This is a genomic window from Streptomyces agglomeratus (genome assembly GCF_001746415.1).
Classification (GTDB): Bacteria; Actinomycetota; Actinomycetes; order Streptomycetales; family Streptomycetaceae; genus Streptomyces; species Streptomyces agglomeratus.
Genome location: NZ_MEHJ01000001.1, coordinates 6,073,809 through 6,097,585, shown reverse-complemented (window position 1 = coordinate 6,097,585; position 23,777 = coordinate 6,073,809). Strand labels below are relative to the sequence as shown.

The following is a 23,777-nucleotide window of genomic DNA, read 5'->3' as shown; positions in this document are numbered from 1 at the left end:
CCGGTTCACCGGAGACGGGGCTCCCGTCCACTGAAGACGGGGCTCCGGTCTACTGGAGACGCGGCTCCGGCTCGTCCTCTTCCTCGTCGGGCAGCTTCACATCGCTGACCGCGATATTGACCTCGACCACTTCGAGGCCCGTCATGCGTTCCACGGCCGACACGACGTTCTCCCGGACCGAGCGGGCCACATCGGCGATCGATACGCCGTAGTCGACGACGATCTCCAGGTCCAGGGCCGTCTGCACCTCGCCGACCTCGGCCTTGACGCCCCGGCTCACCGACTTCGCCCCGCCGGGCACCCGGTCGCGCACGGCCCCGAAGGTGCGGGAGAGCCCGCTGCCCATGGCGTGTACGCCGAGGACGTCGCGGGCCGCGAGGCCGGCGATCTTCTCGACCACACCGTCGGCGATCGTCGTACGACCGCGGGAGGCCGGATCTCCGCCACCCCGCTTCGTCATGGAGGTCTTCTTCGCCTCCTCGCCGGTCGACCCCTGGTCGGGATTGTCCGGCCGGTTCCGCGTGGTGTCAGTCATATCCGTTCGTCCCTTTCCGGGCGGTACTGGACTCCACTGCCCAGATTAGGGCCGGTTGCCCGATCTCGCGCCGGGGATGCGGCAGGCTGGAGCAATGGCACCTGACGGAATGACCCGGGCAGTACGGCAACTACTCGGCCTGGGCAGACTGCTGCCCCTGGGCGAGGCGGCGGACGGCGCATGGCTCGCGGAGAAGGCGGCCGACTCGGTTCTGCGGCGAGCGGCGGCGGCCGTTCCCGGTGTGAAGCTGGGGTCGCTGCGCATCGGGCTCACCGACCCTGACGCGGCTGTCGAGCCCGCCGTTCCGCCGCCGCCCGGCGCACTGCCGCCCGGGCCGCTGCGGATCCAGGCGGACCTGACGGCCGACACGGGCGGCGAGCCGCTGCCGCACCGGGCCGAGCGGCTGCGCATCGCCCTGCGGGAGGCGGCCTCTGCCCGGCTGGGGCTCGCGGTCACGGCGGTGGACCTGCGGGTGACGGACCTGGTGGAAGCGGGCCAAGAACCCGTCCCGGCCACTCCCCCGGACGAGGGACACGGCGGCCGGGACGAAGAGGCGGTCGGGGAGGGCTCCGCACGGCCAGACGAACAGCCGGACCAACAGCCGGGCGGGGAACCCGGCGAACCGGAGACGGCGCCGGAGGGCGGGGCAGGCGGCCCGGACACGGGCGACACCGCCCGCAGGGCCGCCGCAGCGGCTGCCGCGACGGCCGTCCCCGGTGTGGCACGCCTGACCCACGTCCTCGGCGCCCCGGTCCGACTGAGGGACGACCACGTGCAGATCGAGCTGGCGACGGCGCCGGGGCACCGCGCACTGGCAGTCGCCGTCGCCGTGCGCAGGGCCGTCGCGGCATCCCAGGAGGGCCGTCCCACAGTGGCCGTCCTGGTGACCGACGTCGAGTGAGCCGGCCGGCGAAGCGGTCGGCGCGTCAGTCGCCGAGGCCCGCCAGGTCACGGAGCCTGCGGGCCTGGGCGGCGCGCTCCGCGACGCGCTGGTCCTCGTACGTACGGGAGGCCGCGCCCTGGAGCAGCGCCTTGGTCTCGATCACGGCATCGCGCGGCGCGGCCAGCAGCGCGCCGGCCAAGTCCCGCACGGCACCGTCGAGTTCTCCGGTGGGCACGACAAGGTTGGCGAGGCCGATACGTTCGGCCTCCGCCGCGTGGACGAAGCGCCCGGTGGCGCAGATCTCCAGCGCACGCGCGTAACCGACCAGACCGGTCAGCGGGTGCGTACCGGTGAGGTCGGGGACAAGGCCGAGGCTGGTCTCGCGCATGGCGAACTGCACATCCTCGGAAACGACCCGGAGATCGCAGGCGAGGGCGAGCTGGAAACCGGCGCCGATGGCGTGGCCCTGTACGGCGGCGATGGTGACGAGGTCGCTGCGCCGCCACCAGGTGAACGCTTCCTGGTACTCGGCGATGACCGCGTCGAGCTCTTCGTCGGAGCCACGTGCGAGGTCGAGGAAGGAAGGCTCACCGTCGAAGCCCTCGGGGCTGAACGCCTGCCGGTCCAGGCCGGCGGAGAAGGACTTGCCCTCGCCGCACAGCACCACGACCCGCACGTTGCCAGGAAGAGACCGTCCGGCTTCTGTCAACGCCCGCCACAGAGCGGGAGACTGGGCGTTGCGCTTGGCCGCATTGGTCAGGGTCACCGTGGCAACGGCGTCCTCGACGGTGAGTCGTACGCCGTCCTTGTCGAGCACAGAGTCGAGCGAAGCCATGTGGCGCCTCCGGTTCGGGTGGCAGTCGTGCGGTCAGTAAGTGACTGCACAGTAACCACCCGGGCGATCCTGCGATCGACCGGGTGACCACCGCCCAAAAACCGATGGGCCGGGCCCGCCCGAGGCGGTCAGGCCGTAGTGGCCTTCTTGCCTCGTGTCGCCCCGCCGCGTCCCCGCAGCGTGACGCCGGACTCGCTGAGCATCCGGTGTACGAATCCGTAGGAGCGGCCGGTCTCTTCGGCCAGCGCCCGGATGCTCGCACCGGAGTCGTACTTCTTCTTCAGGTCTGCCGCGAGCTTGTCGCGCGCGGCGCCGGTTACCCGGCTGCCCTTCTTCAGAGTCTCGGCCACCCGTGCCTCCTCAAGGAAGTGCGCTCTGGACTCTCATGATCACCCCTTCCCGGCTTCCTGGCCACCCATTCGGCAAGGTCCGTACAACAACGTTTGCCCGTGAGGAACCGTCCGCCGTAATCGGAGTGCAGGATTCCGGCTCTTCTCCGTCATAGGTTCGGACGAAGATCGCGGGAAAGGGGCTGGTCAGCGCGGTGGGTGGGGCGGCTGGACGCAAAGGGCCCGCCCCAGAAGGGGCGGGCCGCAATCCGGTGCATGACACGCCGGGGTACGAGAGGCTCTCACTCAGATGAAGGATCACCCGTAAGCCGAATGATCCAGTGGAAGTGGATCAGGCCCGCCAGAGCCGGGACCGGACGGGACCGGACGGGACCGGACGGGGTCAGGCGAGGGCCACGAGGTCCTTGTAGTCCGGGCCCCACAGGTCCTCCACGCCGTCCGGCAGCAGGATGATCCGCTCCGGCTCCAGCGCGTCGACCGCGCCCTCGTCGTGGGTGACGAGGATGACGGCGCCCTTGTACGTGCGCAGGGCGCCGAGGATCTCCTCGCGGCTGGCCGGGTCGAGGTTGTTCGTCGGCTCGTCGAGGAGCAGGACGTTCGCGGACGAGACGACGAGGGTGGCCAGCGCGAGACGGGTCTTCTCACCGCCGGAGAGGACCCCGGCCGGCTTGTCGACGTCGTCACCGGTGAAAAGGAACGAGCCGAGCGTCTTGCGGACCGCGACCAGGTCGAGGTCGGGCGCCGCCGAGCGCATGTTCTCCAGGACCGAGCGCTCCGGGTCGAGGGTCTCGTGCTCCTGGGCGTAGTAGCCCAGCTTGAGGCCGTGGCCCGGGATGACCTCGCCGGTGTCGGGCTTCTCGGCGCCGCCGAGCAGGCGCAGCAGGGTCGTCTTGCCCGCGCCGTTGAGGCCGAGGATGACGACGCGCGAGCCCTTGTCGATGGCCAGGTTGACGTCGGTGAAGATCTCCAGCGAGCCGTACGACTTGGACAGGCCCTCCGCCATCAGCGGGGTCTTGCCGCAGGGCGCCGGGTCCGGGAAGCGCAGCTTGGCGACCTTGTCGGAGACGCGTACCGCTTCGAGGCCGGACAGCAGGCGCTCGGCGCGCTTGGCCATGTTCTGCGCGGCGACGGTCTTGGTGGCCTTCGCACGCATCTTGTCGGCCTGCGAGTTGAGGGCGGACGCCTTCTTCTCGGCGTTCTGGCGCTCGCGCTTGCGGCGCTTCTCGTCGGCCTCGCGCTGCTGCTGGTAGAGCTTCCAGCCCATGTTGTAGACGTCGATCGCGGAGCGGTTGGCGTCCAGGTAGAAGACCTTGTTAACGACCGTCTCGACGAGGTCGACGTCGTGGGAGATCACGATGAAGCCGCCGCGGTAGGTCTTCAGGTAGTCCCGGAGCCAGACGATCGAGTCGGCGTCGAGGTGGTTCGTGGGCTCGTCGAGGAGCAGGGTGTCGGCGTCCGAGAAGAGGATGCGGGCCAGCTCGACGCGGCGGCGCTGACCACCGGAGAGGGTGTGCAGGGGCTGGCCGAGCACGCGGTCGGGCAGGCCCAGCGCGGCGGCGATGGTGGCGGCCTCAGCCTCGGCGGCGTAACCGCCCTTGGTGAGGAACTCCGTCTCCAGGCGCTCGTACTTCTTCATCGCCTTCTCGCGGGTGGCGCCCTGTCCGTTCGACATGCGCTCCTCGTTCTCGCGCATCTTGCGCAGGACCGAGTCGAGGTCGCGGGCGGAGAGGATGCGGTCGCGGGCGAGGACGTCGAGGTCGCCGGTGCGCGGGTCCTGCGGGAGGTAGCCGACCTCGCCGGAGCGGGTGATGATGCCGCCGGCGGGGGTTCCTTCACCGGCGAGGCACTTGGTGAGGGTGGTCTTGCCCGCTCCGTTGCGGCCGACGAGACCGATGCGGTCGCCCTTGGCGATACGGAAGGAAGCGGACTCGATGAGGAGGCGGGCGCCGGCGCGCAGCTCGATGCCGGAGGCGGTGATCAAGGAAAAACTCCAGGGCGGTATGGACGGCGGAAGGGACGGACGGAGAGATTTCTTCGACGCCGTCTAATGCACAAGGAGAGATGCCATAGACCCAGTCTAACGGTCGCCCGCAACTACTTTTCTGGCGCGGCCTCCGCCGCCGGGCCGGGCATTGTTCCGTCACCGGGCCGGGTGTTGCGAAGCGGTGTGCGACCGGGCGCGATCCGGCCGAGATCGTCCACGGCGACCAGTTCGGTGGTCCAGGAGGCGGCGGCGCCGCAGGGCTGCGCGACCAGCAGCGCACCGCCGGTGCGGGCGGTGCGGCGGGCGTCGAAGGCGCAGCCGGGCGCGGCGGGCAGCACCCAGCGCAGGTCTCCGTCGACGGTGCGGTACGCCGCGATGCGCTGCGGGGTGACGACCGCGAGCATTCCGGTCCCGGGGCCGAGGGGCTGGAGGACACCGGTGGCGCGGCCGGGCCCGCCGGCCGCGAGCCGGTGGGCGAGGCCGGGGACGGCGCGGTGCCAGCGGACCGTACGGCCGGTGGTGCGGGCGGTGTCGGTGACCAGCCCGTCGCTCCACAGGGCGAAGGCGTGGCCGGACGCCGGGCGCACGGCGAGAGGGCGGCGCCCCAGGCGGGTGTGCGTCCAGTGCCGCCGCCCGGTCCTCCCGTCGTACGCCTCGACCGCCTCGCCCGTGATGCGCAGGGCGGGGTCGGGGCGGGCGGCTGCGCTGTGAGCGGTGAGCCGGTCGCCGTACGGGGCGGGCCGGGCCTGGTGGGCGGCGGTGACCAGCGGCAGGGCGAGTGCGGCGGTGGCGAGGGTGAGTGCGATGCGCAGGGCGCGGCCGGGTGGGACACGGGAGGCTCGCGGGGGCCGGGCGGTCGGCGTACGGGGATTCGCGGAACCGGGGCCGGCACCAGCCGGCGCGGCCGTTGGCGTGCTGGCAGTCACGAGTCCCCCTAGCGGCGCCGCCCATGGTCAGGGACAGAACGTAGCCGCGGGCGCCGGGGGCGGGGCGGCGGGCCCGGCCGACACGGCGGGACGGGGCGGCCGCGCCCCTCGTTCGGCCCTGTCCGTGGCGCTGCGGGCGAGGGACGGAAGCGGATCGACCGGAGATCACCTCGGATCGGCCGAACGCCTGCGCCCGGCGAGAAGTCGCGTTGTCAGTGGCCGGTGCGAGACTGAGATCCACGTCACACTCCGCGCATTCGACGAGAGGATGAGGTGATCGGCATGGCCGGTGCACCGAGCATGTACCCCACGGTTCTCTACAAGGACGCCAAGGCCGCGATCAGGTTGCTGAAGGACGGCTTCGGCTTCCGGGAGGTGGCGCTCTACGAGAGCGAGAGCGGCTACGTCGAACACGCGGAACTGGCCTACGGCAACGGTGCGGTGATGGTGGGGTCGCACGGCCGGGAGGGCGTCTTCGCCAAGGCCATGGCGGACGCGGGCCCGGTGGGTGTGTACGTGGTGGTCGACGACGTGGACGCGCATCACGCGCGGGCGGTGGAGCACGGGCTGGAGATCCTGATGCCGCCGACCGACCAGGACTACGGCTCCCGGGACTACATGGCCCGGGACCCCGAGGGCAACATCTGGAGCTTCGGCACGTACACCCCGGCGATCGGCGGCTGACACCGCGAGGGGCCACGGGCGCTCGCCCCTGCCCGGCCTCGGTCCGGTCGCGCGACCGGACCGAGGGCGGACGGGAGCCCGCCGCGCGGGGAGAGGCGCCACCGAGGCCGAAGTGCGGGAGGCGGGGCCCGTCCCGGTGCTACACGCCGCCCGTGTGGACCTGGAACGCCGCCCTGCGGACCGCCTTCGCCAGGGCCGGGTCGGGGTGGGCCGCCGCCAGGGCCACCAGGACCTGGACGGTGCGGGGGTGCCCGATCGCCTGGACCTCCTCCAGCAGCGCCGGGACGGTCGACTGCACCGCCGCGTCCAGGTGGCGTACCAGCAACTGGGTCTCGCCGTGGTCCGCGACGGCCGCGGCCGTGTCGACCCACAGCCACGTCGACTCCTCGCGGGTGAGGGTCTCGTGGGCGTCCTCGGGATCGGCGCCCTCGTACTCCGCCAGCCACAGCAGGGCGTAGGGCCGCAGCGAGCTCTCGTCGGCCGCGGCCCGTACGGCGGACTCCGCCGGGGCGCCGACGACCCGCAGGGCGTCGAAGGCGAGTCCGCGCAGCAGCGCGTCCTGGCCGCGGGCGGCTTCGAGGAGCTCGGTGACGGCGCTGGAGACGGTTCGGGCGGCGAGCCAGGCACGGTATTCGGCGCGCGCCGGGCCCGGCGTCAGGCGGGCGCAGCCGCGCAGCATGTCCTCTGCGGACTGCTCGATGTTCCCCGCCGGGCTCTGCGCGGCGACGCAGATCTGTTCGAGCTTGACCCACACCGCCCAGTTGCCGAGGGCGGTCAGTGTCGCCAGCCCGGGGCCGAGGGTCAGGGCGCCGACCGCGGCCTGGCCTTCCAGGGCCCAGTCGAGGAGCCGGGGAAGGGAGACGGCGGGGGGCGGGGACGAGGGAGTGGGCACCTGGTGCGGCTGCGGTCCGTACGGGACCTCGCAGCGCTCTTCGCGCAGCTCGGCGACGCGCTGTTCGAGCAGGTCGAGCAGGGCCGGCACCTGCACCGGACCCGCCGAGAGCTGAAGGAGGGAGAGCACCTGGGGGACGGCTTCCACGACCTCGGCCACGGCGGCGGCGGCGATGCCGTCGGGCGCCGGGTGGACGATCGACCACGCGTCGAAGAGCGCGACCCAGCCGCGCAGCACGGCCGCGTCGTCACGGTCCCACGCGCGCAGCCGCCAGCCGGGCCGGGTGCGGTCGCCGTGGAGTTCGATGAGGCCGGCGAGCCTGGCCCTGTCCCAGCCCGCGCGCACCTGGGGCGCAGTCAAGTCCAGCTCGGCGCCGGCCTGTTGGACGGCGGCGGCGGAGAGTGCGCCGTCGCGGCCCGGCTCGACGCGGGACGCCGCGCCGCGCGGCGACGGCGAGGCCCAGCGTGCGACCCGTACGGCGTCGGCGAGCACGGCCCTGGCCTGACGGGCCAGTTCGGCGGGGGGCGGGGTGCCCTCGGGGGCCTCGGTGCCGGGCGGGTACGCCGGTTCGTCACGGCCTGGGGTCCGCCCTGAGAAGTCAGGGGGAGGGCAGCGGCGAGGGGTCGCGGGCGGACAAGTCGGAGCCTGGAGTCGCGCGGGGTACGGGACGTCACGGAGAGCAGTCTCTCCGCTCACGCCCCGAAAGCCCAAACGGAATCGAACTTGCCGTTCGTGGACGGCACCTGGCCGGAACCTTTCCCCACCGGAAGGTCCGGATATTCCGGGCGGCGGAAGGGGCGCGGCCTACATCAAGGGGGTGAGGAAGCGGCGCAGAACCTCTTCGTACGTGGCCGGGTCGGCATTCCACATGGCCGCGTGCGGGGCGCGCGGGGTGGTGTGGAGGACGGCCAGATCGGGGAGCAGCCGGACGAGTTCGCGCGAGGTGTGCCAGGGGGCCACGGTGTCGTCCGGCCCGTGGAAGACCAGGGTGGGGACGCGCAGCCCGCCGGGGCCGGTCGCTTCGCGCAGGCGGTCGCCGTGCACTCCGGTGCGGCCCTGCACGGCCCGGACGGCGAGCGGCAGCAGTACGCCCGGCGTGCGCCGGGAGGCCGCCAGGGCTCGCACCGTGGCCTCCCAGTCGAGGACCGGGGAGTCGAGCACGAGGCCGCTGACGCGGTCGCGGAGCGGGGACCGCGTCGCGGCGCGCACGGCCATGGCCCCGCCCGTGGACCAGCCGTGCAGGATGACGCGCTCGGCGCCGCGGCGGACGGCGTAGCGGATGGCGGCGTCCACGTCGCGCCACTCCGAGTCGCCGAGGTGGCCGAGGCCGCCCGGCGGCCTCGGGGCGCCGGCGTCGCCCCGGTAGGCGAGACCGAGGACCGGGAAGTGGTGGGCCCGCAGGAAGGGCATGAGGTTCATGGGGTGTTCCCGGGTGGTGCCCAGGCCGTGAACGGTGATCACCCAGGTGCCGCGGGCGCCCGGCAGGAACCACGCCGGCAGCGGACCGAGTTCGCCGGGCACGTCCACATCGGCGTGCTGCGCGCCGAGTGCGGTGCGCGGATCACCGACGTGGAGCTGCGGGGTGAGCCGTACCCGGGCGCCGGGAGCGAGCGTGCCGCGGGTGACGCGTTCCAGGCGGCGTACGACGGTGTCAGGGGTGTGCGGCACGTTCTCGACCACGGGGCCGACGACCGCGTGGATGCCGGGCCCCTCGATGCCGTACGTGCCGGGGCGCAGGGACGCCAGGCAGCGCCTGAGCGTGATCCGGCCCGCGGCGGTGGAGTGGACGGTGAGCCGGGGATCGGACGGCAGCGGCCGGCCGGCCCCCGCGCTGAGCGCCGCGTCGCCCGCGTAGCGGCCGATCGCGACCGCTGCCGCACCGGCGCCGATGAGTGTGGTGACGGCCGCTGCCGTCGCTGTAGCCGGGCGCACCGCTCCAGTGTCCGCATCCGGCGGGCGCGGGGCCAGTGGGCGGGGGCCGGACGGTTCCGCGGCGGGCGCCGGCAGCGCGGTGAAATGTCAGCCGCGCTGCCCGTAGCCGCGCAGCTTCTCCTGCACTTCGCGCACCTGGCCCTCGGACAGCAGGGACGGTTCCCGGCCGGGCACGGAGGCGGCGGTGAGCCAGAGCCTGCACATCCATTCCAGCTGGGCGGTGCGGTCGTATGCCTGGTCGAGCGTGTCTCCGTAGGTCACGGTGCCGTGGTTCCGGAGCAGGCAGCCCGAGCGGTCGCGCAGGGCGACCAGCATGTTCTCGGCCAACTCCGGCGATCCGTAGACGGCGTACGGGGCCGTGCGGACGGGGCCGCCGAGAGCCGCGGCCATGTAGTGCACCAGCGGCAGCTCGGGCACGAGGGTGGAGACGGCCGTGGCGTGCACGGCGTGGGTGTGGACGACGGCCCCGGCGCCCGTCGCGCGGTAGACCGCGAGGTGCATCGGGAGCTCGCTGGTGGGGGTGAGGCTGCCCAGGACCTGCTTCCCCCCGAGGTCCACCGCCACGGCGTCCTCCGGCCGCAGCCGGTCGTACGGAACCCCGCTCGGGGTGACGAGGACGAGCTCGCCGACGCGTACGGACACGTTGCCCGAGGTCCCGACGACCAGCCCTTCGCGCACGGTCCTGAGTGCCGTGGCCACCAGCTCTTCCCAGGCCCGTTCGATCGCGGTCCGCCGCTGTCCGGTCGTGTCAGCCGTGTCAGTCATGCGGAGATCCTGCCAGCGGGGGCACCGGCCTGCCGGGTGACCAGAATCTCTTCCACGGGCCCCGGGCCGCCAGAGATCGTCGCGAGGGGCCGACGGGCCCCCGAATTGCCCGGTTCGCAGCCCTTCCGGGGCTAAGCGGAATGCGCGGGAGCCGCTTCGGGTCACCACACCGCCCGACCCAGTTCACCTTCCGTTCACTCAGGTTGCCTACGTTCCACGTGCCACTGACGTCAAACGATTGCCTGGGTAAATGGAACACATCACCTTGCTGCTCGCGATTGTGATCGTGACAGCTCTAGTGTTCGATTTCACGAACGGTTTCCACGACACCGCGAACGCGATGGCTACGACCATCTCGACCGGTGCCCTGAAGCCCAAGACGGCGGTGGCCATGTCCGCCGTGCTCAACCTGGTCGGCGCGTTCCTGTCCGTGGAGGTCGCCAAGACGATCTCCGGGGGACTCGTCAACGAGAGCGGCATCACCGTAGAAGTGATCTTCGCGGCGCTGGTCGGCGCGATCCTCTGGAACCTGCTGACGTGGCTGATCGGCCTGCCGTCCAGTTCCTCCCACGCACTCTTCGGCGGCCTCATCGGCGCCACCCTGATGTCCGTCGGCGCCTCCGGCGTCAACGGCGACGTCGTCGTCACCAAGGTCCTGCTGCCCGCGATCGCCGCGCCCCTCGTGGCCGGTCTCGCCGCGCTGCTGGCCACCCGGCTGACGTACAAGCTCGCCGGCAAGGCCGACGAGAAGGCCACCGCCAAGGGCTACCGGGCCGGTCAGATCGCCTCCGCCGGTCTCGTCTCGCTCGCCCACGGCACCAACGACGCGCAGAAGACGATGGGTGTCATCACCCTCGCCCTCGTCACCGGCAACGTCATCGCCCCCGGCTCGAACCCCCCGATGTGGGTCATCGTGTCCGCCGGTGTCGCCATCGCGCTCGGTACGTACCTGGGCGGCTGGCGCATCATCCGCACCATGGGCAAGGGCCTCACCGACCTGCGTCCCCCGCAGGGCTTCGCGGCCCAGACCAGCGCCGCGACGGTCATCCTGGCCTCCTCGCACCTGGGCTTCTCGCTCTCCACCACCCAGTCCTGCTCCGGCGCCGTCATGGGCGCGGGCCTCGGCCGCAAGGGCGGCGTGGTCCGCTGGTCCACCGCCACCCGGATGTTCGTCGCCTGGGGCCTGACGCTCCCGGCCGCGGGCCTGGTCGCAGCCGCCGCCGAGTTCCTCACCGGTCAGGGCACCTGGGGCATCATCGCGGTCGGCGTGCTGCTGGTGGGCGGATCGGCCGTCATCTGGGCCCTGTCGCGCCGCAAGCCGGTCGACCACACCAACGTCACCGACGACGAGATTGGCGAGCCCGCCGGTGTGGTCACCACCGCGATGGCGGCCATCAGCGTGCCGCCCACGGCCGGTGCCCTCGCCGCCGAGGACCTCAAGACCACCATCCCGGCCCCGGCCGGCAGCTCCGCCGAGCCGGCCAGCCCGGCCGCGGTGTAAGGACAGGGACACAGCAGCATGAAGATCGACTGGGCAGCTCTCGGCTCCGTATTCGGCGTGAGCCTCGTGGCCACCGTCGTACTGGTTGGCCTGTTCACCCTGGGCATCGTGGGTCTCTCCAAGCAGGAGAGCGCCTCCGCACAGAGCGGCGGCTCCGCCGTCCTGGCCCGCACCGGCGCGTACGCCTGCTTCGCGCTGTGCGCGGCGGCCGTGACGTACGGGATCTATCTGATCGTCGTCTGACGCGCCGCCCTCAATCCGGGCAAACCGTCACAGAGACCGCCCCGCCACCGGCCCTCAACAGCCGGTGGCGGGGCGGTCTCTGTGTGCCTCAGCACACTCTCCCGTCGCAGGTCAACGGCAAGTTGACGGCGTTCGCGGAGCGTGGTGGACTTCCGGAGCCGAATACGGCGGCACGAGAGGAAGCCCGGTGCGAATCCGGCGCGGTCCCGCCACTGTGACCGGGGAAGACGAAGAGGTCCCCGGAAGCCAGGAACTCTCACCGCCGGTCACGTCGAACCAGGGCGCGGACCCTGAGTGAGGACATACCGCCATGCCCGGCTGCCGTTCAGTCATTCCTGTGAGTACGACCCGTTCGCTTCGAGGCGCATCGGCCTGCTGAGCCATGCGTGCCGATCGCATCTTCGCGTACGGCGCCACCGCCGGTCTGATCGGCGACCTCGTTCTCGGTGATCCTCGCCGTGGGCATCCGGTCGCCGGTTTCGGCCGGGCCGCGGGCGCCGTCGAGTCCCTGCTGTGGCGTGACCACCGAGGGTGGGGCGCGGTGCACACCCTGGTGTGCGCCGGAGGCGCCGCCGCGGCCGCCGCGCTCGCCTCCCGCGCCGTGCGCCGCTCCCCCGCCGCCGCCGTCGCCCTGACCGCCGCGGCCACCTGGGCCGTCGTCGGCGGTACGTCGCTGGGCCGCGAGGCCCGGGCCGTGGGCAGCGCCTTGGAGGCCGGTGACGTCGAGGTCGCCCGCGAACGCCTCCCCCACCTGTGCGGGCGCGACCCGCAGTCCCTGGACGAGCGGCAGATCGCCCGCGCCGTCGTCGAGTCCGTGGCCGAGAACACCTCGGACGCGGTCGTCGGCGCGCTGGTGTGGGGCGCCCTGGGCGGTGTGCCGGGTCTGGTGGCGTTCCGCGCCATCAACACGCTCGATGCCATGGTGGGACACAAATCGGCCAAATACCTCCGCTACGGCTGGGCTTCGGCCCGCCTCGACGACGTGGCCGGCTGGCCGGGCGCTCGGCTGACCGCCGCGCTCGCGGTCGTCGCGGGCGGCGACCCGCGCGGCGCGGTGCGCGCCTGGCGCGCGGACGCCGGCAAGCACCCGAGCCCCAACGCGGGTCCCGTGGAGGCCGCGTTCGCGGGCGCCCTCGGGGTGCGGCTCGGCGGGACGCTCTCGTACGCGGGCCGGGTCGAGCACCGGCCCGTGCTCAACGCCGGGGGCCGGCCCGTCGGCGTACCGGACATCGAGCGGGCGGCGCGGCTCTCGCGCCGCGTCGGGGCGCTCGCGCTGGCGGCGGCCGTCGGGGGGCGGCTGGCGCTCGGGGCGCTGCGGCGCGGTGCGCGCGGTGGCATACGTACAGGAAAGGGACACGCATGAGCGGTTCACTGGGGGGCGGTCTGCTCGTCGCGGGGACCACGTCCGACGCGGGCAAGAGTGTGGTGACGGCCGGGATCTGCCGGTGGCTGGTGCGCCGGGGGGTCAAGGTCGCGCCGTTCAAGGCGCAGAACATGTCGCTCAACTCGTTCGTGACGCGCGAGGGCGCGGAGATCGGCCGGGCGCAGGCCATGCAGGCGCAGGCGGCGCGCGTGGAGCCGACGGCGCTGATGAATCCCGTGCTGCTCAAGCCGGGCAGTGACCGCAGCAGCCAGGTGGTGCTGCTGGGGAAGCCGGTGGGCGAGATGAGCGCCCGGGGGTTCTTCGGGGCGTCCGGGGCAGGGGCGCAGCCGCGATCAGGCGCTGTGTCCGCCGGGAGAACTCTGTACGGGGGCCGCCAGGAAGCGCTGCTCGGGACCGTGACGGACTGTCTGCGGGAGTTGCGGGGCACGTATGACGCTGTGATCTGCGAGGGGGCGGGCAGTCCGGCCGAGATCAATCTGCGGCGTACCGACATCGTGAACATGGGCATCGCGCGCGCGGCCCGGTTCCCGGTGGTCGTCGTCGGCGACATCGACCGGGGCGGGGTCTTCGCGTCCTTCTTCGGTACGACCGCGCTGCTGAGCCGGGAGGACCAGGAGCTGGTGGCCGGCTACCTGGTCAACAAGTTCCGCGGCGACGTCTCCCTGCTGGAACCCGGCCTCGACATGCTGGAGGGGCTGACGGGCCGGCGCACGTACGGTGTGCTGCCGTACGCGCACGGCCTCGGCATCGACGAGGAGGACGGGCTGCGGGTGTCGCTGCGGGGCGCCGTACGGGAGTCGGTCGTCGCCCCGCCGGTCGGGGAGGACGTGCTGCGGGTCGCCGTGTGCGCCGTGCCGCTGATGTCCAATTTCACGGACGTCGACGCGCTGGCCGCCGAACCGGGCGTGGTCGTGCGGTTCGTGGACCGGGCCGAGGAGCTCGTCGACGCCGATCTCGTCATCGTGCCGGGCACGCGCGGGACCGTGAAGGCCCTGGAGTGGCTGCGCGAGCGCGGGCTCGCCGCCGCGCTGGCGCGGCGGGCGGCGGAAGGCCGTCCCGTGCTCGGCATCTGCGGCGGCTTCCAGCTGCTGGGTGAGCGCATCGAGGACGACGTCGAGTCGAAGGCCGGGACCGTGGACGGGCTCGGACTGCTGCCGGTGCGCGTGCGGTTCGCCGTCGAGAAGACCCTGGCGCGGCCGGTCGGGACCGCTCTGGGCGAGCCCGTCGAGGGATACGAGATCCATCACGGGGTCGCCGAAGTACTGGGCGGTGATCCCTTCCTCGACGGCTGCCGGGCCGGTTCCGTCTGGGGCACCCACTGGCACGGCTCGCTGGAGAGCGACGCGTTCCGGCGCGCGTTCCTGCGCGAGGTGGCCGCCGCCGCCGGCCGCCGCTTCGTACCGGCACCTGACACCTCGTTCGAGGCGCTGCGCGAGGAGCAGCTCGACCGCCTCGGCGACCTGATCGAAGAACACGCGGATACGGACGCGCTGCTGCGGCTCATCGAGTCGGGCGCGCCCTCAGGACTTCCCTTCATCGCACCTGGAGCGCCCGCATGAGCACTGCGACCGAGAGCACTTCGAGCACCGAGACCGAGCACACCGTGCTGTTGCTGTCCACCGCCGACACCGACCTGCTGGCGGCCCGCGCGTCCGGCGCCCCGTACCGGATCGGCAACCCGACGCGTATCGACGCGGCGGCCGAACTGCCGGCGCTGATCGAGGGCGCGTCCGTCGCCGTCGTGCGGCTGCTCGGCGGCAAGCGCGCCTGGGAGGACGGGCTCGCCGTCCTGAAGGCGTCGGGGATCCCGACCGTGCTGCTGGGCGGCGAGACGGTGCCCGACGCGGAGCTGATGGCCGAGTCGTCCGTACCGGCCGGTGTCGTCGCGGAGGCGCTGCGCTACCTCGTCGAGGGCGGGCCGGGGAACCTCGTCGAGCTGGCCAGGTTCCTGTCCGACACCGTGCTGCTCACGGGCGTGGGCTTCGCGGAGCCGCAGAAGATGCCCGAGTGGGGCGTCCACGGCACGCGCGCGTACGACGCGGACCGCCCGACGGTCGGCGTGCTCTTCTACCGCGCCCACGAGCTGTCCGGGAACACGTCCTTCGTCGACGTACTGTGCGAGCGGATCGAGGCGCACGGCGCCAACGCCCTTCCCGTGTACTGCGGTTCGCTGCGCAGCGCCGACCCGGAGCTGTACCAGGAGCTGGGCAGGGCCGACGCGCTGATCGCGACGGTCCTCGCGGCCGGCGGCACGCGCGCCAGCGACGCCTCGGCGGGCGGGGACGACGAGGCGTGGGACATCGGCGCGCTCGCGGACCTCGACGTACCGGTGCTGCAAGGGCTGTGCCTCACGTCGTCGCGCGCCACCTGGGAGGCGTCCGACGCGGCGCTGTCGCCCATGGACGCGGCGATGCAGGTCGCCATCCCCGAGTTCGACGGGCGGCTCATCACCGTCCCGTTCTCCTTCAAGGAGCAGGGCGAGGGTGACGTGCCGGTGTACGTCGCCGATCCCGAGCGCGCCTCGCGGGTGGCGGGGATCGCCGTACGGCACGCCCGGCTGGCCCGCAAGCCGAACAAGGACAAGCGCCTCGCGCTCGTCTTCACGGCGTACCCGACGAAGCACTCGCGCGTCGGCAACGCGGTCGGTCTCGACACCCCCGCCTCCGCGATCCGGGTGCTCGACGCCCTGCGCGACGCGGGCTACGGGGTGGAGGGCCACCCCGACAACGGCGACGAGCTCATCCACCGGCTCATCAACGCCGGTGGCCACGACGTGGAATGGCTGACCGAGGAACAGCTCGCCGCCGCGCCCGCGCGCGTGCCGCTCGCGGACTACCAGGCGTGGTTCGACAAGCTGGAGCCGGAACTCCGCGACGGGATGCTGGAGCACTGGGGCGAGGCGCCCGGTCAGCTGTACGTCGACGGGGACGAGATCGTGCTGGCGTCGCTCCAGTTCGGCAACGTCGTCGTGATGATCCAGCCGCCACGCGGCTTCGGCGAGAACCCGATCGCGATCTACCACGACCCGGACATGCCGCCGTCGCACCACTACATGGCGGCGTACCGGTGGCTGGAGAACAGTTTCGGCGCGGACGCGATCGTGCACATGGGCAAGCACGGGACGATGGAGTGGCTGCCGGGCAAGGGCCTCGGCCTGTCGGCGGGCTGCGGGCCGGACGCCGTGCTGGGCGAGCTGCCGCTGATCTACCCGTTCATCGTGAACGACCCCGGTGAGGGCACGCAGGCCAAGCGGCGCGGGCACGCCACGGTCGTGGACCACCTGGTGCCGCCGATGGCGCGCGCGGACACGTACGGCGACCTGGCGAAGCTGGAGCAACTGCTCGACGAGTACGCGCTGGTGAGCGACCTCGACCCGGCGAAGGCGCCCGCCGTACGGGCGCAGATCTGGACGCTGGTGACGGCGGCGCAGCTCCACCACGACCTGCATCTCGACGAGCAGCCGGACGACGACGACTTCGACGAGTTCGTCATGCACATCGACGGCTACCTGTGCGAGATCAAGGACGTGCAGATCCGCGACGGCCTGCACATCCTGGGCGGCGGTCCGGAGGCCGAGGCGCGGGTGAACCTGGTGCTGGCCGTGCTGCGGGCCTCGCAGGTGTGGGGCGGCAAGGCCAACGCCCTGCCGGGGCTGCGCGCCTGCCTGGCCGAGCACTTCGGGCTGGTCGAGAAGGAGCTGCTGGGCGAGCCGGGCGCACCGGTCAAGGTGGCGGACGGGCTGACGGCGCTGGTCGACGGTCCCGCGCGTACCGGCGCGGACGCGATCGACCTGCTGGAGCAGCTGTGCCGGCGGCTCGCGGAGGGCATGGAGGAGCGGCGCTGGGACGCGGCCGAGGCCGCAGGGCTGGTGACCGAGGTCCTGGGCGTCGAGCTGCCGGACGCGGTGGCCGTGCTGCGGTTCGCGTGCGACGAGGTCGTGCCGAGGCTGGCCCGTACGACGGACGAGATCGGCAACATCCTGCACGCGCTGGACGGCGGTTACGTACCGGCCGGGCCTTCCGGGTCGCCGACGCGCGGCCTGGTGAACGTGCTGCCGACCGGGCGCAACTTCTACTCCGTCGACCCCAAGGCGATCCCGTCGCGGCTCTCCTGGGAGGTCGGCCAGGCGCTCGCCGACTCGCTGGTGGCCCGGTACCTGACGGACACCGGCGACTACCCGAAGTCGGTCGGCCTGACCGTGTGGGGCACGTCCGCGATGCGCACCCAGGGCGACGACATCGCCGAGATCCTGGCGCTGCTGGGCTGCCGTCCGGTGTGGGACGACGCGTCGCGGCGCGTGACCGGCTTCGAGATCGTGCCGCTGGACGAGCTGGGGCGCCCGCGCATCGACGTGACCGTGCGGATCTCCGGGTTCTTCCGGGACGCGTTCCCGCACGTGGTGGGGCTGATCGACGACGCGGTACGGGCCGTGGCCGAGCTGGACGAGCCCGCCGACCGCAACTTCGTGCGCGCGCACGCCGACGAGGACACCGCCGAGCACGGCGACCGGCGGCGCGCGACGGCCCGCATCTTCGGCTCGAAGCCGGGGGCCTACGGCGCCGGCCTGCTGCCGCTGATCGACGCGCGCAACTGGCGCTCGGACGCGGACCTGGCCGAGGTGTACGCGGTGTGGGGCGGCTACGCGTACGGGCGCGGCCTGGAGGGGAAGGCGGCGCGCGGCGACATGGAGACGGCGTTCCGCCGGATCGCGGTGGCCGCGAAGAACGTCGACACCCGCGAGCACGACCTCGTCGACGCCGACGACTACTTCCAGTACCACGGCGGCATGGTCGCCATGGTGCGGCACCTGACGGGTGAGTCGCCCGAGGCGTACGTGGGCGACAGCGCGACGCCCGACCAGGTGAAGACCCGGACGCTGGGCGAGGAGACGCACCGCGTGTTCCGCGCGCGGGTGGTCAACCCGCGCTGGATGGCGGCCATGCGCAGGCACGGCTACAAGGGCGCCTTCGAGATGGCCGCCACGGTCGACTACCTCTTCGGGTACGACGCGACCGCCGGGGTCGTCGACGACTGGATGTACGAGAAGTTGTCGAGCGAGTACGTCTTCGACCCGGAGAACCGGGACTTCATGAAGAAGTCCAATCCGTGGGCGCTGCGCGGCATCACGGAGCGGCTGCTGGAGGCGGCCGAGCGCGGGCTGTGGGCCGAGCCGGACGCGGAGACCCTGGAGCGGCTGCGGGCCACCTACCTGGAGCTCGAAGGCGATCTGGAAGGCGACGACGCGTGAGCGGGCCGAAGTGCGTTCCGGGTGCCCTGAACCAGCTTGAAGTGGAGGCTTCCTCTTGAGTACGCCGTACCCCTTTACCGCCATCGTCGGGCAGGACGACCTGCGGCTCGGACTGCTGCTGAACGCCGTCTCGCCCGCCGTCGGCGGTGTGCTCGTGCGCGGCGAGAAGGGCACCGCCAAGTCGACCGCCGTGCGCGCTCTGGCCGCGCTGATGCCCGAGGTGGCGGTGGTCGCCGGGTGCCGGTTCTCCTGCGACCCCGGCTCCCCCGACCCGGCGTGCCCGGACGGGCCGCACGAGGCCGGGGGCGGCGTGTCGCGCCCCGCGCGGACGGTCGAGCTGCCCGTCGGCGCCTCCGAGGACCGGCTGGTCGGCGCGCTCGACATCGAGCGGGCGCTGGCCGAGGGCGTCAAGGCGTTCGAGCCGGGTCTGCTGGCCGACGCCCATCGCGGCATCCTGTACGTCGACGAGGTCAACCTGCTGCACGACCACCTGGTCGACCTGCTGCTGGACGCCGCCGCCATGGGCGCGTCGTACGTGGAGCGCGAGGGCGTGTCCGTGCGGCACGCCGCGCGGTTCCTGCTCGTCGGGACCATGAACCCCGAAGAGGGCGAGCTGCGGCCGCAGTTGCTCGACCGGTTCGGCCTGACGGTGGAGGTGGCCGCCTCCCGCGAGACCGACCAGCGGGTGGAGGTCGTCCGGCGCCGGCTCGCGTACGACGACGACCCGGCGGCCTTCGCCGCGAAGTGGGCCGGCGAGGAGGCGGCGCTGCGGACCCGGATCGTGACCGCGCGGGCGCTGCTGCCCGAGGTGCGCCTCGGCGACGGGGCGTTGCGGCAGATCGCGGCCACCTGCGCCGCCTTCGAGGTCGACGGGATGCGGGCCGACATCGTGATGGCCCGTACGGCGACCGCGCTGGCGGCCTGGGCCGGGCGCACCGACGTACTCGCCGAGGACGTACGGCAGGCCGCGCTGCTCGCGCTGCCGCACCGGCGGCGGCGCAACCCCTTCGACGCGCCGGGTCTCGACGAGGACAGGCTCGACGACACGCTGGAGCAGAACAGCGGCTCGGACGACGACGATCCCGACCCGGACCCCGACGGGCCCGGCGGGGGCGGCCAGCCGCCCCAGGGGGACGGTGACGGTTCACCCGAGACGCCGGACGGGGACGAACCGGGCGAGGCCGAGCCGGAGGCCGGTGAGGGGCAGCACGCGCCCGCCGCGTCGGGCGGCGAGCAGGCCGCCGCGGGCGCCGGGGAGCCGTTCCGTACGAAGACGCTGAGCGTGCCGGGTCTTGGCGAGGGGGCGGCCGGGCGCCGGTCCCGTGCCCGCACCGAGCACGGCCGTACGACCGGGGCGCGCCGGCCCCGGGGGGCGCTCACCAAGCTGCACCTCGCGGCGACCGTGCAGGCCGCCGCGCCGCACCAGCGGGCGCGCGGGCGCAGCGGACCCGGTCTGGTGGTGCGGCGGGACGATCTGCGGCAGGCGACGCGGGAGGGGCGCGAGGGGAACCTCGTGCTGTTCGTCGTGGACGCGTCCGGGTCGATGGCCGCCCGGCAGCGCATGAGCGCGGTGAAGGGAGCCGTGCTGTCGCTGCTGCTCGACGCGTACCAGCGGCGGGACAAGGTCGGGATGGTCACGTTCCGGGGCAAGGACGCCGAGCTGGTGCTGCCGCCGACGTCGTCCGTCGACGCGGCCGCCGTCCGGCTGGAGTCGCTGCCCACGGGCGGCCGTACGCCGCTGTCCGCCGGGCTGCTGAAGGCGCACGACGTACTGCGGGTGGAGCGGCTGCGGGACCCCTCGCGGCGGCCGCTGCTCGTGGTCGTGACCGACGGGCGGGCGACGGGCGGACCGGAGCCGGTGGCGCTGGCCGCCCGCGCGGCCCGGCTGCACGAGGTGGAAGGCGTCGCCTCGGTGGTCGTGGACTGCGAGTCGGGGCCGGTGCGGCTGGGGCTCGCCGGTGAGCTGGCGCGCGAGCTGGGCGGTACGGCCGTCACGCTCGACGAGCTGCGGGCCGACAGCATCGCCGGGCTCGTCAAGGACGTACGGGAAACCAACAGGAGGGCGGCCTGATGCCGCAGGGACAGCCGAGCGTCGTACCGGACGACGGACTCACCACGCGCCAGCGGCGCAACCGGCCGCTGGTCGTCGTGCACACGGGCATCGGCAAGGGCAAGTCGACCGCCGCCTTCGGGCTCGCGCTGCGCGCCTGGAACCAGGGGTGGCCGATCGGGGTGTTCCAGTTCGTCAAGTCGGCGAAGTGGAAGGTCGGCGAGGAGAACGCGCTGAAGGTGCTGGGCGCGAGCGGCGAGGGCGGGTCCGTCGCCTGGCACAAGATGGGCGAGGGCTGGTCCTGGGTCCAGCGCGACGCGCAGCTCGACAACGAGGCGGCGGCGCGCGAGGGGTGGGAGCAGGTCAAGCGCGACCTGGCGGCCGAGACGTACAAGCTGTACGTGCTCGACGAGTTCGCCTATCCCATGCACTGGGGCTGGGTGGACACCGACGAGGTGGTCGAGGTGCTGCGGGACCGCCCCGGGACCCAGCACGTCGTGATCACCGGGCGCAACGCCCCGGAGAAGCTCGTCGGGGCCGCCGATCTGGTGACCGACATGTCCAAGGTCAAGCACCCGATGGACGCGGGCCAGAAGGGGCAGCGGGGCATCGAGTGGTAGCACGTCTCGTCGTCGCGGCGCCGTCGTCGGGCAGTGGGAAGACCACGGTCGCGACGGGGCTGATGGCTGCCTTCGCGGCGGCCGGGCTCGCCGTGTCCCCGCACAAGGTGGGGCCGGACTACATCGATCCCGGGTACCACGCGCTGGCGACCGGCCGCCCCGGACGCAACCTCGACGCGTACCTGTGCGGTACGGAGCTGATCGCGCCGCTCTTCGCGCACGGCGCGGCCGGGTGCGATCTCGCCGTCGTCGAGGGCGTGATGGGCATGTACGACGGGGCTTCCGGGCACGGCGAACTGGCGTCCACCGCGCAGATCGCGAAGCTGCTGCGGGCGCCGGTCGTGCTGGTGGTCGACGCGTCGTCGCAGTCGCGGTCGGTGGCGGCGCTGGTGCACGGTTTCGCGTCCTGGGACCCCGAGGTGCGGATCGGCGGCGTGATCCTGAACAAGGTGGGGTCCGCGCGGCACGAGGAGTTGCTGCGGGAGGCACTGGACGCGTCGGGCGTACCGGTGCTGGGCGCCCTGCGGCGCGAGCGTCAGGTGCGGACGCCCTCCCGGCACCTGGGTCTCGTCCCGGTCGCCGAGCGGCGGGCCGAAGCGGTCGAGGCGGTCGCCGCGCTGGCGGAACAAGTGCGGGCGGGCTGCGACCTGGAGGCGCTGCTGGCCCTGGCGCGCAGCGCTCCGGAGCTGGGCGTGGACGCCTGGGACCCGGCGGGCCGGGTCGGGGGCGCGGTGAGCGGGCGGCCGGTGGTCGCCGTGGCGTCCGGGGCGGCGTTCACGTTCTCGTACGCCGAGCACGGCGAACTGCTCGCCGCCGCCGGCGCAGAGGTCGTGCCGTTCGACCCGCTCCGCGACGAGCGGCTGCCCGAGGGGACGCGTGGGCTCGTCGTCGGCGGCGGGTTCCCCGAGGTGTACGCCCCGGAGCTGTCCGGCAACGAGCCGCTGCGCGGGGCCGTCGCCGAACTGGCGTTGTCCGGGGCGCCCGTTGCCGCCGAATGCGCCGGGCTGCTCTATCTCGCGCGCTCCCTCGACGGGCAGCCCATGTGCGGGGTGCTCGACGCCGAGGCGCGCATGTCGGAGCGGCTGACGCTGGGGTACCGCGAGGCGGTCGCCGTCTCGGACAGTGCGCTGGCCGCCGTCGGAACCCGGCTGCGGGGACACGAGTTCCACCGCACGGCCGTCGAGCCCGGGGCGGGTGCGGCTCCCGCGTGGGGGATGCACCTGCCGGAGCGGCGGGTCGAGGGGTTCGTACAACTGGGTGTGCATGCGAGTTATCTGCATACCCACTGGGCCGCCGAGCCAGGCATGGCCAAGAGATTCGTCGAGAGGTGCACGGGATGAGCGGGTTGAGCGGCATGAGCGGGGCGAGTGGCATGAGCGGGTCGCGCACGAGGCTGACCGGGGTCGGTGTCGGTCCCGGGGACCCCGAGCTGGTGACCGTGAAGGGCGTCAACGCCCTGCGGGACGCGGCTGTCGTGGTCGTACCGGTGATGGACAGCGGCGAGCGGGGCCGGGCCGAGGCCACCGTCCTGCATTACGTCGACGAGTCCAAGGTCGTGCGGGTCGTCTTCGCGCTCAACGAGCGCGAGGACCGCACGCGGCGCGAGGCCGCCTGGGACGCGGCCGGCTCGCGGGTCGCCGAACTGCTGCGGGCGAACGGCTCGGTGGCGTTCGCGACGATCGGCGACCCCAACGTGTACTCGACGTTCACCTATCTCGCGCAGACGATCGCGGGCCTGGTGCCGGGGACCGACGTGGTGACCGTGCCGGGCATCACCGCCATGCAGGATCTGGCCGCCCGCAGCGGGGCCGTACTGACGGAAGGGACCGAGCCGTTGACGCTCGTTCCCGTGACGGCCGGTGCGGCTGTGCTCAAGGAGGCCCTGGAGGGCCCCGGGACGGTCGTGGCGTACAAGTTCGGGCGGCTCGCGGGCGAGGTGGCGACCGCGCTGCGCGAGACCGGGCGTACCGAGGACGCGGTGTGGGGTTCGGCGCTCGGGCTGCCGGAGGAATCGATTCGGCCCGCCGCCGAGCTGGCCGAGGGCGGGTCCCTGCCGTACCTCTCCACCCTCATCGCGCCCGCGCGGCGCGACGGCGGCCGCGGGGGCAAGTTGTGAGATCAGTGCGCGATGCCCACCACCAGCCAGACGAAGGCCACGCCCGCGACGGTGCACAGCAGTGTGGAGCGGGCCGGGTGGGCGTGGTGGGCCTCGGGCAGGATCTCGGCGGCGGCGAGGTAGAGCAGCGCGCCGCCGAAGAAGCCCAGATAGCTGCCGAGAAGTTCCTCCGGAAGGGTGAAGAGCAGAGTGGACGCCGCGCCGGCCACCGGGGCCGCCGCGTCCGCGAACAGCATCGCCACGGCCTTGCGGCGCGCGTTCCCGTACACACTGGTGAGCGTGTACGTGTTGAATCCGTCGGCGAAGTCGTGAGTGACGACGGCGAGCGCGACGGTCGTCCCCATGCCGTCACCGACCTGGAACGCGGCGCCGATCGCGATGCCGTCCATCAGGCTGTGGCCGACCATCGCGCCCGCTGCCGTCAGCCCCACCTGAGGCACTCGTGCTCCCGTCGCCCGGCCGCCGTCGCTGGTGGAGGCGGTTGGCGCCGCCAGGTTGTGCGCGCCGTGCGCCGCCTGGCGTCCGGCGAGCAGCCGCTCCACCAGGTGGGCCACCAGGAAGCCGCCGACGAACAGCAGGAGTGCCTGCGGTACGCCGAACACTTCGCCGCCCGCCGCGTCCATCGCCTCCGGCAGCAGTTCCAGGCCGACGACGCCGAGCATCAGCCCGCCCGCCAGGCCCAGCACGAGGTGGCGGCGGTCGGTGACGCGCAGCGCCACCCAGCCACCGAAGAGCGTCATGAGGAACGCGCCGAGCGCGACGAACACCGCCATGTGCTCTTGCTAGTCGATTGACCCCCCGCTCCGCACATCCGAGTTCACACCCGCTT

General features: G+C 73.0%; 19 protein-coding genes, 1 pseudogene and 1 riboswitch. Of the genes and pseudogenes, 11 read left to right on the top strand and 9 right to left on the bottom strand.

The features are described from left to right. Nucleotides 1–49 precede the first annotated feature (49 nt). The gene (locus tag AS594_RS26580) at nucleotides 50–535 is read right to left on the bottom strand and encodes an Asp23/Gls24 family envelope stress response protein (RefSeq protein ID WP_069929382.1); all 486 of its coding nucleotides are present in this window, start codon (nucleotides 533–535) and stop codon (nucleotides 50–52) included. A gap of 94 nt (nucleotides 536–629) precedes the next feature. On the opposite strand from AS594_RS26580, the gene AS594_RS26575 reads away from it, so the two are divergent. Next, nucleotides 630–1,436, top strand: a complete 807-nt coding sequence (locus AS594_RS26575) for a hypothetical protein (protein ID WP_069929381.1) — start codon at nucleotides 630–632, stop codon at nucleotides 1,434–1,436. Between the two features lie 25 nt (nucleotides 1,437–1,461). On the opposite strand, the gene AS594_RS26570 is transcribed toward AS594_RS26575, so the two are convergent. The 4 genes from AS594_RS26570 to AS594_RS47295 form a co-directional block, all read right to left on the bottom strand. Continuing rightward, complete coding sequence (locus AS594_RS26570; RefSeq protein ID WP_069929380.1) at nucleotides 1,462–2,253, bottom strand: enoyl-CoA hydratase/isomerase family protein; 792 nt, start codon at nucleotides 2,251–2,253, stop codon at nucleotides 1,462–1,464. 128 nt (nucleotides 2,254–2,381) lie between these two features. Next, complete coding sequence (locus AS594_RS26565; protein WP_010987827.1) at nucleotides 2,382–2,603, bottom strand: helix-turn-helix domain-containing protein; 222 nt, start codon at nucleotides 2,601–2,603, stop codon at nucleotides 2,382–2,384. A gap of 382 nt (nucleotides 2,604–2,985) precedes the next feature. Next, nucleotides 2,986–4,584 (bottom strand): ABC-F family ATP-binding cassette domain-containing protein, encoded by a 1,599-nt coding sequence (locus AS594_RS26560; RefSeq protein WP_069929379.1) that lies wholly within the window; start codon nucleotides 4,582–4,584, stop codon nucleotides 2,986–2,988. 113 nt (nucleotides 4,585–4,697) lie between these two features. Next, a complete protein-coding gene (locus AS594_RS47295; protein ID WP_276207421.1) occupies nucleotides 4,698–5,513 on the bottom strand; it encodes a hypothetical protein in 816 nt (271 codons plus the stop codon). A gap of 282 nt (nucleotides 5,514–5,795) precedes the next feature. Here AS594_RS47295 and AS594_RS26550 point away from each other — a divergent pair, with 282 nt between their 5' ends. Next, a complete protein-coding gene (locus AS594_RS26550) occupies nucleotides 5,796–6,197 on the top strand; it encodes a VOC family protein (RefSeq protein ID WP_079144816.1) in 402 nt (133 codons plus the stop codon). Between the two features lie 139 nt (nucleotides 6,198–6,336). Here AS594_RS26550 and AS594_RS26545 read toward each other — a convergent pair. The 3 genes and pseudogenes from AS594_RS26545 to AS594_RS26535 form a co-directional block, all read right to left on the bottom strand. Next, nucleotides 6,337–7,664: pseudogene (locus AS594_RS26545) on the bottom strand (hypothetical protein). 229 nt (nucleotides 7,665–7,893) lie between these two features. Next, nucleotides 7,894–9,021: an alpha/beta hydrolase family protein gene (locus AS594_RS26540; protein WP_069929376.1), complete on the bottom strand. Its 1,128-nt coding sequence runs from the start codon at nucleotides 9,019–9,021 to the stop codon at nucleotides 7,894–7,896. An 87-nt stretch (nucleotides 9,022–9,108) separates the two neighbouring features. Then, nucleotides 9,109–9,786 carry a class II aldolase/adducin family protein gene (locus tag AS594_RS26535; RefSeq protein ID WP_069929375.1) on the bottom strand — a complete coding sequence of 226 codons (678 nt, stop codon included), beginning with the start codon at nucleotides 9,784–9,786 and terminating at the stop codon, nucleotides 9,109–9,111. 250 nt (nucleotides 9,787–10,036) lie between these two features. Here AS594_RS26535 and AS594_RS26530 point away from each other — a divergent pair, with 250 nt between their 5' ends. From AS594_RS26530 to cobI, 9 genes are all read left to right on the top strand, one after another. Further along, nucleotides 10,037–11,287, top strand: coding sequence for an inorganic phosphate transporter (locus AS594_RS26530; protein ID WP_069929374.1), 1,251 nt, complete (start codon nucleotides 10,037–10,039; stop codon nucleotides 11,285–11,287). 18 nt (nucleotides 11,288–11,305) lie between these two features. Beyond that, nucleotides 11,306–11,530, top strand: a complete 225-nt coding sequence (locus tag AS594_RS26525) for a hypothetical protein (protein ID WP_069929373.1) — start codon at nucleotides 11,306–11,308, stop codon at nucleotides 11,528–11,530. A gap of 176 nt (nucleotides 11,531–11,706) precedes the next feature. Further along, nucleotides 11,707–11,786, top strand: a riboswitch (cobalamin riboswitch). A 126-nt stretch (nucleotides 11,787–11,912) separates the two neighbouring features. Further along, nucleotides 11,913–12,893, top strand: a complete 981-nt coding sequence (locus tag AS594_RS26520) for a cobalamin biosynthesis protein (protein ID WP_069929372.1) — start codon at nucleotides 11,913–11,915, stop codon at nucleotides 12,891–12,893. Then, nucleotides 12,890–14,473: a cobyric acid synthase gene (locus AS594_RS26515; RefSeq protein ID WP_069929371.1), complete on the top strand. Its 1,584-nt coding sequence runs from the start codon at nucleotides 12,890–12,892 to the stop codon at nucleotides 14,471–14,473. The genes AS594_RS26520 and AS594_RS26515 overlap by 4 nt, the downstream gene beginning before the upstream one ends. After that, a complete protein-coding gene (gene cobN, locus AS594_RS26510) occupies nucleotides 14,470–18,162 on the top strand; it encodes a cobaltochelatase subunit CobN (RefSeq protein ID WP_069929370.1) in 3,693 nt (1,230 codons plus the stop codon). Before AS594_RS26515 ends, cobN begins: the two co-directional genes overlap by 4 nt. Before the next feature lie 55 nt (nucleotides 18,163–18,217). Next, nucleotides 18,218–20,233, top strand: coding sequence for a putative cobaltochelatase (locus tag AS594_RS26505; protein ID WP_069929369.1), 2,016 nt, complete (start codon nucleotides 18,218–18,220; stop codon nucleotides 20,231–20,233). Further along, the gene (gene cobO / locus AS594_RS26500) at nucleotides 20,233–20,832 is read left to right on the top strand and encodes a cob(I)yrinic acid a,c-diamide adenosyltransferase (protein WP_069929368.1); all 600 of its coding nucleotides are present in this window, start codon (nucleotides 20,233–20,235) and stop codon (nucleotides 20,830–20,832) included. The genes AS594_RS26505 and cobO overlap by 1 nt, the downstream gene beginning before the upstream one ends. Then, nucleotides 20,826–22,172, top strand: coding sequence for a cobyrinic acid a,c-diamide synthase CobB (locus tag AS594_RS26495; protein ID WP_069929367.1), 1,347 nt, complete (start codon nucleotides 20,826–20,828; stop codon nucleotides 22,170–22,172). Before cobO ends, AS594_RS26495 begins: the two co-directional genes overlap by 7 nt. Nucleotides 22,173–22,204: 32 nt before the next feature. Further along, nucleotides 22,205–22,948 carry a precorrin-2 C(20)-methyltransferase gene (cobI, locus tag AS594_RS26490; RefSeq protein WP_069929366.1) on the top strand — a complete coding sequence of 248 codons (744 nt, stop codon included), beginning with the start codon at nucleotides 22,205–22,207 and terminating at the stop codon, nucleotides 22,946–22,948. Between the two features lie 2 nt (nucleotides 22,949–22,950). On the opposite strand, the gene AS594_RS26485 is transcribed toward cobI, so the two are convergent. Next, complete coding sequence (locus tag AS594_RS26485; protein ID WP_069929365.1) at nucleotides 22,951–23,721, bottom strand: ZIP family metal transporter; 771 nt, start codon at nucleotides 23,719–23,721, stop codon at nucleotides 22,951–22,953. Nucleotides 23,722–23,777: the final 56 nt, after the last annotated feature.

What these genes read in the sequence shown, in the direction of transcription:
- AS594_RS26575 (WP_069929381.1), top strand. Translation starts at nt 630, where the DNA reads ATGGCACCTGACGGAATGACCCGGGCAGTACGGCAACTACTCGGCCTG.
- cobI (WP_069929366.1), top strand. Translation starts at nt 22,205, where the DNA reads ATGAGCGGGTCGCGCACGAGGCTGACCGGGGTCGGTGTCGGTCCCGGG.
- AS594_RS26550 (WP_079144816.1), top strand. Translation starts at nt 5,796, where the DNA reads ATGGCCGGTGCACCGAGCATGTACCCCACGGTTCTCTACAAGGACGCC.
- AS594_RS26520 (WP_069929372.1), top strand. Translation starts at nt 11,913, where the DNA reads ATGCGTGCCGATCGCATCTTCGCGTACGGCGCCACCGCCGGTCTGATC.
- AS594_RS26530 (WP_069929374.1), top strand. Translation starts at nt 10,037, where the DNA reads ATGGAACACATCACCTTGCTGCTCGCGATTGTGATCGTGACAGCTCTA.
- cobO (WP_069929368.1), top strand. Translation starts at nt 20,233, where the DNA reads ATGCCGCAGGGACAGCCGAGCGTCGTACCGGACGACGGACTCACCACG.
- AS594_RS26525 (WP_069929373.1), top strand. Translation starts at nt 11,306, where the DNA reads ATGAAGATCGACTGGGCAGCTCTCGGCTCCGTATTCGGCGTGAGCCTC.
- AS594_RS26535 (WP_069929375.1), bottom strand. Translation starts at nt 9,786, where the DNA reads ATGACTGACACGGCTGACACGACCGGACAGCGGCGGACCGCGATCGAA.
- AS594_RS26515 (WP_069929371.1), top strand. Translation starts at nt 12,890, where the DNA reads ATGAGCGGTTCACTGGGGGGCGGTCTGCTCGTCGCGGGGACCACGTCC.
- cobN (WP_069929370.1), top strand. Translation starts at nt 14,470, where the DNA reads ATGAGCACTGCGACCGAGAGCACTTCGAGCACCGAGACCGAGCACACC.
- AS594_RS26570 (WP_069929380.1), bottom strand. Translation starts at nt 2,253, where the DNA reads ATGGCTTCGCTCGACTCTGTGCTCGACAAGGACGGCGTACGACTCACC.
- AS594_RS26580 (WP_069929382.1), bottom strand. Translation starts at nt 535, where the DNA reads ATGACTGACACCACGCGGAACCGGCCGGACAATCCCGACCAGGGGTCG.
- AS594_RS26485 (WP_069929365.1), bottom strand. Translation starts at nt 23,721, where the DNA reads ATGGCGGTGTTCGTCGCGCTCGGCGCGTTCCTCATGACGCTCTTCGGT.